Consider the following 13,365-nt stretch of genomic DNA (forward strand, 5'->3'; position numbering starts at 1 on the left):
GGCGCCGAGCAGATTCGACCATGACGGAGCACGTTCCCGTGCTGGCACCGCCCCTGAGGATCGAAGGAGATCACAGCATGAAGAAGCTCATCAACAAGCCCGAGGACGTGCTCGTCGAATCGCTGCGGGGAGTCGCCGTCGCGCACCCCGAGCTCTCGGTCGACCTCGAGACGCACGTCATCACCCGCGCGACCCCGAAGGAGCAGGGCAAGGTCGCCGTGGTCTCGGGCGGCGGGTCGGGACACGAGCCGCTGCACGGCGGATACGTCGGAGTCGGGATGCTGGATGCCGCCGTCGCCGGAGAGGTGTTCACCTCGCCGACGCCCGACCGCGTGCAGGCCGCCACGAAGGCCGTCGATCGAGGTGCGGGCGTGCTGCACATCGTGAAGAACTACACCGGCGACGTGCTGAACTTCGAGATGGCGGCGGAGCTCGCCGAGATGGAGGGCATCGAGGTCGGCACGGTGGTGGTCGACGACGACGTCGCCGTGCAGGACTCGCTCTACACGGCCGGACGCCGCGGGGTGGGGCTGACCGTGCTGCTGGAGAAGATCGTCGGCGCCGCGGCAGAGGAGGGGCAAGACCTCGCCGCGGTGGTCGCGCTCGCTCAGAAGGTCAACGGTCAGGGACGCTCGATGGGCGTGGCCCTCACCAGCTGCACGGTTCCGGCGGCGGGCAAGCCCACCTTCGACCTGCCCGACGATCAGATGGAGATCGGCATCGGCATCCACGGCGAACCCGGCCGGCACCGCGAACCCCTGGCCCCGGCATCCGACATCGCCCGGCAGCTCGTCGAGCCGATCCTCGCCGACCTCGACGTCGCCGGCCCCGCGATCGTCATGCTCAACGGCATGGGAGCGACCCCGCAGATCGAGCTGTACCTGATGTACGCCGAGGTCGCCGCGCTGCTCGAGAAGGCGGGCGTGCAGATCGTGCGAAACCTCGTCGGCAACTACATAACCTCGCTCGACATGGCCGGCTGCTCGGTGACGGTGCTGAATGCCGATGACGAGATCCTGCGGCTGTGGGATGCGCCGGTCGTCACCCCCGGTCTGCGCTGGGGCGCCTGACCCGCGCCGCCGTGAGCCGACACCCGACCCACCTCGCCACCCAGGAGCACGCATGACCTCGACGATCGACACCGCCGCCCTGCACGACTGGATCTCGCGCTTCGCCGCCGCCATGAACGACAAGCGCGAGTGGCTCACCGAGCTCGACTCCGCCATCGGCGACGCCGACCACGGCGCCAACATGGCCCGCGGCATGACAGCGGTCGTCGACAAGCTCGGCGCCGGCGCGCCCGAGACGATCGACGAGCTGCTCAAGAGTGTCGGCATGACCCTGGTCAGCTCGGTGGGCGGCGCGAGCGGACCCCTGTACGGCACGTTCTTTCTGCGCATGGGCATGACCGCGGGCGCAGTGTCGACCCTCGACGCCGCAGCGCTCGCGGGCGCGCTGCGCGCCGGAATGGACGGCGTCGTGGCACGCGGCAAGCCCGAGGCGGGAGACAAGACGATGTACGACGCGATGGCACCCGCCCTCGACGCGCTCGACACGGCTCTCGCCGACGGGGAAGACCTCGGGGCGGCGCTGTCTGCCGCGGCAGATGCCGCCGCCGCCGGACGCGACGCCACCCTGCCGCTCGTCGCCCGCAAGGGCCGCGCGAGCTACCTAGGCGACCGCAGTGCCGGGCACCTCGACCCCGGAGCGGCGTCGACGGCGATCCTGTTCGAGACGCTCGCCGCGGCAGCGCGCGGCGCCGACGGATGATCGGCGTCGTCGCCGTCTCGCACAGTGCTCGGCTCGGGGAGGCGGCGCTCGAGCTCGCCCTGCAGATGGTGCACGGCGGGGGCGCGCAGGTGCGCGTTGCCGCCGGCGCGGGCACGGATGGCGACGGGGCGCCGATTCTCGGAACGGATGCCGTGGCCGTGGCCTCCGCGATCGACGAGCTGGCCGCGGAGTGCGACGGCGTGCTCGTGCTCATGGATCTCGGCTCGGCGGTGATGAGCGCGGAGCTCGCCCTCGAGTTCCGCACCAGCGACGTGCCGGTGCGCCTGGCGCCGGCACCGTTCGTGGAGGGGCTGCTGGCGGCCGTCGTCACGGCCGCCGCCGGGGGCTCGCTCGACGCGGTCGCCGCCGAGGCCGCGGCGGCGCTGGACGCGAAGACCGGTCAGCTGCAGACGGATGCCCCGGCCGAGACCTCGTCGGCAGGTGCTGCTGCGGCGTCGACGCCCGAGGTGGCCCGCGTCACTCGGCGGGTGCGGGTGCGCAACCCGCTCGGCATCCACGCCCGGCCTGCGGCTCTCATCGCCGCGGCCGCTGCCGGGGCCGACGTGCGCCTGCGCCGGCTGCCTGACGGGCCGGACGCGGCGGCCGGAAGCCTCAGCCGGCTGCTCGTGCTCGGAGCGCGTCAGGGCGACGAGATCGAGCTGTCCGCGACGGACGACCGGGTGCTCGACGCGCTCACCGGGCTCTTCGACGACGGGTTCGGCGAGGGCGTCGACGGCGATCCTTCCGACGCGGGGGCGGAGCCCGCCGGGCACGGCGCCGCACCCACTGCGCCGCCCGCACCTGCCGAGCCCGCGCCGCCGATCGCACCGGGAACGGTGCTGCGCGGACGCGGTGTGAGCACGGGGCTCGCCGCGGCATCGGTCATCACTCTCGCGCCCCCCGTGCCCGAGCCCGATGCCGCGGCCGTCATCGCCGCACACGACAGAGAGGCCGAGGCCTCCGGCATCCGTCGGGCATCCCGCGCCGTCGCCGACGACCTGAGTTCGCGTGCCGCTGCGACGTCGGGCGAGGCGCGCGACATCCTGGAGGCGTCGAGCATGCTGGCCGCAGATCCCGAACTCGTCGCGGAGGCGTCGGCACTCGTTCGCGACGCCGGCCGCAGCGCCGCCCGCGCCATCTGGGAGGTCACCACGGCACAGCAGGACGCACTCGAGGCGCTGGGCGGCCGCACCGCCGAGCGCGTCGCCGATCTGCGCGACATCCGCGATCGCATCATCGCCGAGCTCCTCGACCTCGCCGTTCCTGGCGTGCCGCAGAGCGACGAGCCGTTCGTGCTGGTCGCGCACGACCTGGCCCCCGCCGACACCGCCGCGCTGCAGGGTGGCCGGTGCGTGGCGCTGGTCACCGAACAGGGCGGTCCGACCTCGCACACCGCGATCATCGCCCGCTCGCTCGGCCTGCCCGCCGTGGTGAACGTCGCGGGTGCGACAGGCATCACCGCCGGCACCGTCGTGCTCGTCGACGGCGATCACGGCACCGTCGAGATCGAGCCCGGGCGGGAGCGCATCGACGCAGCGACGCACGCAGCGGTCGTCGCGCCGTTCGACGGAACAGGGCGACTGGCCGACGGATCGCCCCTTCCGCTGCTCGCCAACGTGGGCGGAGCGGCGGATGCCCGCGCCGCGGCCGCGGCCGGCGCCGAGGGCGTCGGACTGTTCCGCACGGAGTTCTGCTTTCTCGACCGCACTGACGCGCCCACGATCGCGGAGCAGGTGACGGCATATCGCGGGGTGCTCGCGGCCTTCGCGGGCCACAGAGTCGTCGTGCGCACGCTCGACGCCGGCAGCGACAAGCCGCTGCCGTTCGCGAACGCCGATGACGAGCAGAACCCCGCGCTCGGGGTGCGCGGGCTGCGCATCGCTCGGCGCTCGCCGCAGCTGCTCGACGATCAGCTGCGGGCTCTGGCCGAGGCGGCGGCGGCAGAATCCGCGCACGTCGAGGTGATGGCCCCCATGGTCGCCACCGTCGACGAGGCCGACGACTTCGCGACGAGAGCCAGGGCTGCGGGTCTCGAGCGGGTGGGCGTGATGATCGAGACGCCGTCGGCCGCCCTGCTCGCCGCAGAGCTGTTCGAGGTCGTCGACTTCGTCAGCCTCGGCACCAACGACCTCGCGCAGTACACGCTCGCGGCCGACCGGCTGCTGGGCGAACTGGGCGACCTCAACGACCCGTGGCAGCCGGCCGTGCTGCGGCTGATCGGCGCTGTCGGCGCCGCAGGCCGCACGGCTCACCGCGCGGTCGGGGTGTGCGGCGAGGCGGGAGCGGATCCCGCACTCGCCCCCGTGCTCGTCGGACTCGGCGTCACCAGCCTGTCGATGACGTCACGCTCGCTCGGCCGGGTCGCCGCGGCGCTCGCCGCCGTGACACCCGATCAGTGCCGCGTCGCGGCCGAGGCGGCACTGGCCGCCGCAACCGCGGCTGATGCCCGTTCGGCCGTGGCCGCTCTCGCGCGCTGACCGCGCCGATCGGCTCAGACCGCGGCGGTGCACGCTACTGCGCCGGTGCGCGCTACGGTGCCGATGCGCGCGGGCCGGTCGGCTCAGAGTCGGCCGAACGCGCGCAGCGGGTGCTCGATCAGCTCGACCAGCCGGCGCAGGAACCCGGCCGCATAGCCGCCGTCGCAGACCCGGTGGTCGAAGACCAGCGACAGCTGCGTGATGCGCCGGGCGACGATCTGCCCGTCGACGACCCATGGCCGCTCGATCATGCGCCCGACGCCGAGGATCGCGACCTCGGGGTGGTTGATGATCGCCGCCGACCCGTCGACGCCGAGGCTGCCGTAGTTGTTCAGGGTGAACGTCGACCCGCGCAGCCGCTCGGCCGGCATCCGCCCCGACCGTGCCGTCGCCGCGAGCTCGCGCAGCTGCGCATCGAGTTCGTCGACGCTCAGCTCATGTGCCCGGGCGAGCACGGGCACCATCAGGCCGCGTTCGGTGTCGGCGGCGACACCGAGGTTGACCCCGTCGAACGACAAGATCTCGCCGGCATCGTCGCTGAGACGGGATGCCAGCAGCGGGAACTCCGCGAGAGCCATCAGCGTGAACCGCGCGACGAGGGCGGTGAGCGACGGGGCCCGTTCGCCCTCGGGCGCCATGCGCGAGCGCGCCTGCCACAGTTCGGTGGCGTCGACATCGACCCAGACGGTGGCCTCGGGGATCTCGGCGCGGCTGCGGCTCAGCGTGGCGCCGATCGCCTTCCGCATCGGCGAGAGCCGCTCGCGCGATCCTACGGCGAGCCCGTCGACGGTCTCGCTGTCGTGCGCCGACGGTCGGGTTCCGGATGCCTGCGGCCGGCGTGCTTCGACGCTCTGCTCGCCGTCGAGCATCGACGCCGCTCGCAGCACGTCGGCGCGCGTGACCGCGCCGTCGGCTCCCGTCGGCTTGATCTGTCGCACGTCGACGCCGAGGTCACGAGCCAGGCGCCGCACGATGGGGGAGCGCACGGCCACCGTGCGCGGCGCGGGCTGCGCCTGAGCCGTCGACGCGGCGGGAGCAGCAGGGGAGGCGTCCGCGGACGGCCGGGATGCCCGCGCGCGGCGCCGTCCCGACGAGACGCGCTCGGTGGTGCCGTAGCCGATCAGGACGTTGCCCGAACCCGCGCGCTCCTCGGAACGATAGGTCTCCTTCTCGGCATCCGGAGCTGCCGCCGTTGCAGACGGCTCGACCTCGGCATCCGCACCAACCGCCTCCGCAGTCGATTCGCCGCCGGCCCCGTCGGCGACCTCGAGCACCGGCGCGCCCACCTCGATCACGTCGCCGGCCTCGCCGTGCAGCGCCATGATCATGCCCGCGAACGGCGACGGCAGCTCGACGATGCTCTTCGCCGTCTCGACCTCGGCGATCGCCTGGTCGGTGGTGATCGTGTCGCCGACCTTCACCAGCCAGTGCACGAGACCCGCCTCGGTGAGGCCCTCGCCGAGATCCGGCAGGCGGAACACGCGGGTTGTCGCGGTCGTCATCGTGCCGTCTCCTCATCGTCGGGGTAGAGGGAGTCGATCGCATCCAGCACGCGGTCGGCATCCGGCAGGTACCAGTGCTCGAGCTTCGGGGGCGCATACGGGGTGTCGAAACCGGTCACCCGCCGCACCGGCGCCTCGAGGTGCTCGAAGCAGCGCTCGAACACACGCGCCTGGATCTCGCTCGCGACGCTCGCGTAGCCGGGCGCCTCGGCGACGACGACCGCGCGCCCGGTCGCCCGCACGGCTGCCGTCACCGTCGCGTTGTCGAACGGCGACAGCGAGCGCACGTCGATGACCTGCACGCTGCGGCCCTCTTGCGCGGCGATCTCGGCGGCCTCGAGCGCGACCGGCACCATCGCGGCGTAGGCGAGCACCGTCACGTCGGTGCCCTCCCGCGCGATGCGCGCGGTGCCGAGCTCGGCGGTGATCGAGGTGTCGACCTCACCCTTCGACCAGTACAGCTTCTTCGGCTCGAGGAAGATCACCGGATCGGGTGAGGCGATCGCCGCGCGCAGCAGCGAGTACGCATCCTGCGGTGTCGACGGGGCAACCACCGTGAGGCCGGGGGTGTGCGCGTAGTAGGCCTCGGATGAGTCGCAGTGGTGCTCGACGCCGCCGATGCCGCCGCCGAACGGGATGCGGATCACCAGCGGCATCCGCATCGATCCGCGCGTGCGGTTGCCGAACTTCGCGACCTGGCTGACGATCTGCTCGAACGCAGGCAACGCGAACGCGTCGAACTGCATCTCGACGATCGGCCGCATGCCGTTCATGGCCATACCGACAGCAGTGCCGACGATGCCGGCCTCGGCGAGCGGGGTGTCGAAGCAGCGGTCGTCGCCGAAGCGCTCCGCGAGCCCGTCGGTGATGCGGAAGACGCCGCCCAGCGCACCGACGTCCTCGCCGTACACGACGACGGCGGGATCCTCCTGGATGGCGTCGGCGAGGGCGCGGTTGAGCGCGGCGGCCATGGTCATCGTGCCGACGACGTGAGGACTGGCCTGATCGGTGCGGAGGTCGGACGCGAGGGTCATGATCGTCCTCCTGTGTCGGCGAGGGTGTCGCGTGCGATCTCGTCCTGCAGCATCCGCCACTGCTCCTCGAGCTGCGGCGACCGCTCGGCGGCGACGAAGCGGAACAGATCCTCCGGGTCGAGGTAGGCATCGGCGTTCAGCGCGGTGCGCAGGGCGGCGGCGATGCTCTCGGCTCCTGCCGCGATGCGCTGCTCGTCATCGTCGGACAGGGCGCCCTGGGCGGTCAGGTGCGCGCGCAGACGGGTCAGCGGGTCGCGGTCGATCCACGCCTGCACCTCCGCGCGCTCGCGGTAGCGGGTGTCGTCGTCGGCGTTGGTGTGCGCCTGCATGCGATAGGTGTGCGCCTCGACCAGCGAGGGACCGCCGCCGCTGCGGGCACGCTCGACTGCTTCGCCGAGCACGGCGAGCAGCGCAGCGACGTCGTTGCCGTCGACGCGCTCGCCGGGCATCCCGTAGCCGATCGCCTTGTGCGCGAGTGACGGTGCGGCGCTCTGGCGCGCCAGCGGCACCGAGATGGCGAACTCGTTGTTCTGCACGAAGAACACGACGGGAGCGTGGAACACGGCGGCGAAGTTCATCGCCTCGTGGAAGTCGCCCTCGCTGGTGGCGCCGTCGCCGCACAGGGCGAGCACGACCGTGTCTTCGCCGCGGTGCCGTGCCGCCTGCGCGAAGCCGACCGCGTGCAGCAGCTGCGTGGCCAGCGGCGTGGCCTGCGGGGCGACGTGGTGCTCGGCGGGGTCGTATCCGCTGTGCCAGTCGCCGGCCAGCAGGACCATCGCGTCGGCGGGGGACACGCCCCGGCCGATGATCGCGACGGCGTCGCGGTAGGTGGGGAAGAGCCAGTCTCGCTCGTCGAGCACGAGCGCGGCGGCGACCTGGCAGGCCTCCTGCCCGTGCGACGACGGGTACACCGCCAGTCGGCCCTGACGCACCAGCGCGCTGGCCTGATCGTTGATGCGACGACCCTCGACAAGGGCGCGGTAGGCATCGCGCAGCCGGCCGGTCTCGGGCGCGGTGTAGTGGTCGTCGTCGATCCCATCGCCGTGCGGGTCGATCAGACGCACGGGGGTGTCGCGGGGGAGCAGGTCGTCTCGCATCATCCGGTTCGCCTTCCTTGCCGAACGTGGTGACACCAGGATGCCCGTGACTCGTCAGCCGTCCAACCGATCCCATGCATTCCCGAACGATTGTTCGCTCAAGCCTGATGCTGGTGTCAGACTGTCAGCATCCACTGACGGAACGGACGGTGCACGATGGCCGAGCTCGATGCCACAGATCACGCGATCCTCGCCGAACTGCGCCGCGACGCACGGGCGTCGATGACGCACATCGCCGACAGCGTGCACATCTCCCGGGCCGGCGTGCACGCGCGCATCAAGCGGCTCACCGAGCAGGGCGTGATCGCCGGCTACACGGTGCGCACCGATCCCGTGCAGCTCGGGCACCATGCATCCGCCTACGTCATGCTCGCGATCGAGCAGGCGAGCTGGCAGGAGGTGCAGGCGCGCCTGCGCGCGATCCCCGAGGTCGAGCACATGGCTCTCGTCGGCGGCGACTTCGACGTGATCCTTCTCGTGCGAGCGAGCGATGCCCGCGACCTGCGTCGTGTCGTGCTGGAGGACATCCAGGCGATCCCGTCGATCCGCTCGACCCGCACGACGCTGATCTTCGAGGACTTCACGCGGGAGTGAGCGCTCAGCCGATCGTGAGCCGCAAGCCATCCGCGTCAGCGGTCACGCTCACCCGGGTCAGGTCGTCCACGGCGTGCACCGCCCCGAACGCCGCGGCGTGCGCACCGACGCCGATCACCCGCATCCCCGCCGCCAGCCCCGCCTGCACCCCGGCTTCGGAGTCCTCGAACACGACGCAGTCGGCCGGGTCGACTCCCAGCTGCGCGGCCGCCGCCAGGAACCCCTCGGGGTGCGGCTTCGAATCGGTCACGCTCTCGGCGGTGATCGCGAGAGCGGGCACGGTGAGACCGGCCGCCTGCATCCGGGCCGTCATCAGCGGCACATTCGCGGAGGTGACGATCGCGTGCGGCAGCTCGCGCAGCGCGGCGAGGAACGCCGCAGCGCCGGCGATCTCGACCACGCCGGCGACGTCGCCGCTCTCGCGCGCGAGCATCTCCTGATTCTCGACGAGGTTGATGGCGTGATCCCGCTCGGGAAGCAGCAGCGCCATGCTCTGATGGCCCTGGCGGCCGTGCACGGTCTGCAGCACGACGTCCGGGTCGATTCCGTGCGGCTCCGCCCACTCCAGCCACAGCCGCTCGACGACCGCGGTCGAGTCGACGAGGGTGCCGTCCATGTCGAGCAGGACGGCGCGGGCGTGCAGGATCGTGGGCATGTGCCCAGCGTAAGCCGGGTCAGCGGCGCCAGATCGCCGGTCGGGGCATCGGACCCGCCAGAACCTGCAGACTCGCGGCGAGCGAGATGATCGCCGCTTCACCGCCGGGCCGGCCGATCAGCTGCACGCTGACCGGATGCCCCGACGCGTCGGTGGTGACCGGGACGACGATCGCGGGAAGACCCGCCACATTGACGAAGCTGCTGTACGGCGCATACCGGACCTGCTGTGAGAATCCGCGCACCGGGTCGTCGCGGTCGAACCAACCGACGGGCTGCGGCGGCAGCGCCAGCGCGGGGGTGAGCACCGCGTCGAACGGATCGAACGCGCCGATCGTCTCCTGCTCGAAGGCGGATGCCGCAGCCAGCGCCTGCAGCACCTCGGCGCCGGTCAGCCGGCGCCCCTCGCGCACGAGCCAGGCGGTGATCGGCTCGACGAGCTCCAGCTCCGCATCGGTGAGGTTCATCCGGGCAGCGCTCGTGCGCCACAGCGTCGTGAACAGCTGCGCGTAACCGTGGGGACGCCAGGCGAATCCGTCGACGCCGTGGCCGGCATCCGAGAGCAGCGCCGAAGCGACCTCGACAGCGCGAGCGGCGTCGGCATCGAGGCGGATATCGTCGGCGTCGTCCCACGGAGAGACCGTGGTCACCCCGATCCGGGCGGGAGACGTCGGCGTCGTGGCGGCCGAGAGGAACGGCCCCGAGGCGGGGGCCCGCGTCGCGAAGCGATGCGGCCGGCCGGCGCACTGCACGTCGAGCAGCAGCGCGGCATCCGCGACCGAACGGGCGAGTGGGCCGGCGACGGGAAGACCGCCCGGGCTGTCGAGCCCCGAGGCGAACGGCACGCGCCCGCGCGACGGCTTGATGCCGACGATGCCCACCGTCGCCGCCGGGATGCGGATCGAACCGCCGCCGTCGGAACCCGGCGCGAGCGGCAGCAGCCCAGCGGCGACGGCGGCGGCCGCACCACCGCTGGAGCCGCCCGACCCGTTCGCGGTGTTCCACGGGTCTCGCGTGGGCGGGCCGATCAGCGTCTCGGTGTACCCGGTCAGGCCGAACTCGGGCGTGCTCGTCTTTCCCAGGCTGATCCCGCCGGCCTCGTCGAGCACGGCCGCCTGATCCGCGGTCAGGGTCGGAACGTGATCGCGGTGCAGCCGCGAGCCGGAGCGCGTGGGCACGCCCGCTCGTGCCACCAGATCCTTGTCGGCGAAGGGCAGCCCCCACAGGGCGCCGGCCGGCTCGGCATCCGTCAGCGCGGCGGCGCGCGCGCGGGCGGTCTTTCCGGTGACCTCGACGAACGCGCCGACCTGCTGGTCGCATCGCGCGATGCGCGCCAGGTAGTGGGCGACGAGATCCGAGGGCGAGAACGACCCGGATCGCAGCCCGGCGAGCTGCTCGATCGCGCTCAGATCATGCAGCTCGGTCATGATCCGAGCCTATGCCGCTCCACGTGTTAAGAATCCGGTTTCATGGCTCCCAGGCAGTCTGTCGGGTTCTGCATACCGGAATCGTCCTGTCGCACCGGATGCCGCGCTCTAGCCTGGATGAGGCGGATCCGCCTCCCCATTCACCGCAGCGCCCGACCCGGCGGCGCTCGAGCAGCACGCAAGGACGCACATGGACGATGTCGTGACACACCGCGACGACTGGAAGGTCAAGGAAGAGCTGGCAGAGCGGATGATCCCGCTCGTCGGCGGACTCAACAGGGAGCGCGATGTCGTGACGTCGCTGCACGGGCATCGTCTGCTCGGGCTGTCGACGACGGGCATCCTCGAGGTGCACGAGCGGGTCGCCCAGCTCGGTCACCGGCAGATCGCCCTCACCGACACGCTCGCCGTGCTCGAGGCGCTGCGCGAGCTCGCTCCGGGCGCCTCGTCGCTGGACGTGGCGCGTCTGATCGAGGATCACGCCGAGACCGGCGGCGACCTCGACGAGTTCCTGCGCAGCGCGCTCGCGCCCGCGCTCGGTGCCGAGCTCTCCGATCCCGTCGACGTTGTGCTCTACGGATTCGGCCGGATCGGCCGGCTGCTGGCGCGCATCATTATCGCGCACACCGGCGGGGGCAGCGGTCTGCGCCTGCGCGCGATCGTCGTGCGCCGCGGATCCGACAACGACATCGTCAAGCGCGCCTCGCTGCTGCTGCGCGATTCGGTGCACGGCCGCTTCGCCGGCACCGTCACGGTCGACGAGGAGAACTCGCAGATCATCGCCAACGGCAACCGCATCCAGGTGATCTACTCCGACGACCCCGCCACCGTCGACTACACCGCGTACGGCATCCACGACGCGATCATCGTCGATAACACCGGCCGCTGGCGCGACGAGGAAGGCCTCAGCCGGCACCTGCAGGCGAAGGGCGCCGCCCGCGTGCTGCTCACCGCACCGGGCAAGGGCGAGCTGAAGAACATCGTGCACGGCATCAACGACGGCACGATCGAGCCGGGCGACCGCATCCTCTCCGCGGCATCGTGCACGACCAACGCGATCACCCCGGTGCTCGCGGCGATCGACGAGGCGTACGGCATCGTCCGCGGCCATGTCGAGACCGTGCACTCGTTCACGAACGACCAGAACCTCATCGACAATTTCCACAAGGGCGACCGCCGCGGTCGCTCTGCGGTGCTGAACATGGTGATCACCGAGACGGGCGCGGCCAAGGCCGTCTCTCGGGCCCTGCCGCAGCTCGCCGGCAAGCTCACCGGCTCGGCCATCCGCGTGCCCACCCCCGACGTGTCGCTCGCCGTGCTGCACCTGACCCTCGAGAACCCGGCCACGAAGGACGAGCTCAACGACTACCTGCGCCGCGCGTCGCTGCACTCGAAGCTGCGGCAGCAGATCGACTACGTCGAGAGCCCCGAGGTCGTCTCGACCGACTTCGTCGGTTCGCACCGCGCCGGCATCGTCGACGGCCTCGCGACGATCGCGAACGACCGCGACGTCGTGCTGTACGTCTGGTACGACAACGAGTACGGCTACTCGTGCCAGGTCGTGCGCGTGCTCGAGGTGATGGCGGGCACCCACCCGGTCGTGCTGCCCGCACGCCGCGAGGTGACGCTGCACGCCTGATCGCCGCTGGCGGGTGTCGGAGGCCGCGTGGATCATGGAGACATGGATTCCCGCGGCCTTCTCGCTGCTCGCCTGCGCTCGCATCGGCTGACCGCGCCCGCAGCGACCGTCGCCGGCGCGGCACGGCACATGCTCGCCATGCAGAGCCAGGACCTGCTGGCGGGCCGATGGGCGCTCGGTGTGCGCACGACGGGATCACCCAGGCTCGATGACGTCGATGGGGCGTTCGGGAGCGGGCAGCTGGTGCGCGCGTGGACGATGCGCGGCACCTTGCACATCGTCCACGCGCGCGACCTGGCGTGGGTGCTCTCGGTGACGGCGGACAGGCAGCGGCAGCAGGCCGCGGGGCGGCATCGCGCCCTCGGCATCGACGACGAGATGCTCGACACCGCCTGGAATGCGATCGGTCCGCCGGCTCGAGACGGCGGATGCACGAAGGCCGAGTCCTTCGCGCTCATGCAGAGCGCCGGCATCGACCCCTCGGGCCAGCGCGGCATTCATGTGCTCTTCGCGCTCACCATCGCCGGTCTCCTCTGCCAGGGGCCGATCGAGCCCCCCGTCGGCGGCACGGTGTCCCGCGAGCAGCGCTTCGTCGCTGCGGACAGCTGGATCACGGAGTCCGCGCAACCGGACGACCCGCTCGCCGAGCTGCTCGTGCGCTACATCGACGGTCACGGCCCGGCGAGCGTGCGCGATTTCGCCTGGTGGTCGGGACTGACCCTCGGCGCCGCGCGCGAGGCGGCCCAGCGTGCGGCGGGCCGAATGCGAGAGGTCGGCGACGGGCTCTTCGTCGCGCTGCGCGCCCCGCGAAGACGTCTCGACGACACGACCGCGTTCGCTCTGCCGGCGTTCGACGAGTACTACATCTCCTACACCGATCGCACCCCGGTCTGCGATCCCGGTCTTCTCGATGCCGTGGGGCCCGGCAAGAACGGCATGGTGCGCCCGACGATCGTCGAGAGCGGCCGGGTAGTGGGCGTCTGGTCGCACGCGGACGCCGCCCGCGGCGCGCCGGCGGAGCTGTTCGAGCCCGTCGACGACCCGGCCGCGGCATCCGCCCTCACGCGCTTCGCGCGGTTCGTCGGCGAGTGAGCCGCGACTCGCCGGTTGCCCGACCCGTCGGCCGGTCGGGAATCCCAGACCGGATGCCGTGGCTGCGGCGTGTCGGGGA

The 13,365-nt window shown here is 72.0% G+C and carries 11 protein-coding genes; 6 read left to right on the forward strand and 5 right to left on the reverse strand.

Annotated elements, in window-relative coordinates; genetic code table 11:
• The first annotated feature begins 77 nt into the window (after nt 1–77).
• Genes dhaK through ptsP form a run of 3 tightly spaced genes read left to right on the forward strand, consistent with a single transcriptional unit; the run spans nt 78 to nt 4,247 of the window.
• Nucleotides 78–1,070: a dihydroxyacetone kinase subunit DhaK gene (gene dhaK / locus ACWGSM_RS08860; protein WP_452322545.1), complete on the forward strand. Its 993-nt coding sequence runs from the start codon at nt 78–80 to the stop codon at nt 1,068–1,070.
• Nucleotides 1,071–1,122: 52 nt separating this feature from the next.
• Nucleotides 1,123–1,770 (forward strand): dihydroxyacetone kinase subunit DhaL, encoded by a 648-nt coding sequence (dhaL, locus tag ACWGSM_RS08865; protein ID WP_452322546.1) that lies wholly within the window; start codon nt 1,123–1,125, stop codon nt 1,768–1,770.
• On the forward strand, nt 1,767–4,247 hold the full coding sequence (gene ptsP / locus ACWGSM_RS08870; RefSeq protein WP_452322547.1) for a phosphoenolpyruvate--protein phosphotransferase: 2,481 nt from the start codon (nt 1,767–1,769) through the stop codon (nt 4,245–4,247). Before dhaL ends, ptsP begins: the two co-directional genes overlap by 4 nt.
• Before the next feature lie 83 nt (nt 4,248–4,330).
• Here ptsP and ACWGSM_RS08875 read toward each other — a convergent pair whose 3' ends face one another.
• The 3 genes from ACWGSM_RS08875 to pdhA are packed head-to-tail and all read right to left on the reverse strand — an operon-like array spanning nt 4,331 to nt 7,883.
• Nucleotides 4,331–5,749, reverse strand: coding sequence for a dihydrolipoamide acetyltransferase family protein (locus ACWGSM_RS08875; RefSeq protein WP_452322548.1), 1,419 nt, complete (start codon nt 5,747–5,749; stop codon nt 4,331–4,333).
• Nucleotides 5,746–6,783: an alpha-ketoacid dehydrogenase subunit beta gene (locus ACWGSM_RS08880; RefSeq protein ID WP_452322549.1), complete on the reverse strand. Its 1,038-nt coding sequence runs from the start codon at nt 6,781–6,783 to the stop codon at nt 5,746–5,748. Before ACWGSM_RS08880 ends, ACWGSM_RS08875 begins: the two co-directional genes overlap by 4 nt.
• Nucleotides 6,780–7,883 (reverse strand): pyruvate dehydrogenase (acetyl-transferring) E1 component subunit alpha, encoded by a 1,104-nt coding sequence (pdhA, locus tag ACWGSM_RS08885; protein WP_452322550.1) that lies wholly within the window; start codon nt 7,881–7,883, stop codon nt 6,780–6,782. The genes ACWGSM_RS08880 and pdhA overlap by 4 nt, the downstream gene beginning before the upstream one ends.
• Nucleotides 7,884–8,036: 153 nt before the next feature.
• On the opposite strand from pdhA, the gene ACWGSM_RS08890 reads away from it, so the two are divergent.
• Entirely contained in the window at nt 8,037–8,474 is a 438-nt protein-coding gene (locus ACWGSM_RS08890; protein ID WP_313358228.1) for an Lrp/AsnC family transcriptional regulator, read from the forward strand.
• Nucleotides 8,475–8,478: 4 nt separating this feature from the next.
• Here ACWGSM_RS08890 and ACWGSM_RS08895 read toward each other — a convergent pair whose 3' ends face one another.
• Nucleotides 8,479–9,129: an HAD-IA family hydrolase gene (locus ACWGSM_RS08895; RefSeq protein ID WP_452322551.1), complete on the reverse strand. Its 651-nt coding sequence runs from the start codon at nt 9,127–9,129 to the stop codon at nt 8,479–8,481.
• Between the two features lie 19 nt (nt 9,130–9,148).
• Nucleotides 9,149–10,555, reverse strand: coding sequence for an amidase (locus ACWGSM_RS08900; RefSeq protein WP_452322552.1), 1,407 nt, complete (start codon nt 10,553–10,555; stop codon nt 9,149–9,151).
• Between the two features lie 190 nt (nt 10,556–10,745).
• On the opposite strand from ACWGSM_RS08900, the gene ACWGSM_RS08905 reads away from it, so the two are divergent.
• Together ACWGSM_RS08905 and ACWGSM_RS08910 are read left to right on the forward strand one after the other, a co-directional pair.
• A complete protein-coding gene (locus tag ACWGSM_RS08905; protein WP_452322553.1) occupies nt 10,746–12,194 on the forward strand; it encodes a glyceraldehyde-3-phosphate dehydrogenase in 1,449 nt (482 codons plus the stop codon).
• Nucleotides 12,195–12,236: 42 nt separating this feature from the next.
• Nucleotides 12,237–13,286 (forward strand): winged helix DNA-binding domain-containing protein, encoded by a 1,050-nt coding sequence (locus ACWGSM_RS08910; RefSeq protein WP_452322554.1) that lies wholly within the window; start codon nt 12,237–12,239, stop codon nt 13,284–13,286.
• Nucleotides 13,287–13,365: the final 79 nt, after the last annotated feature.

Source organism: Microbacterium sp. NPDC055521, assembly GCF_053619695.1.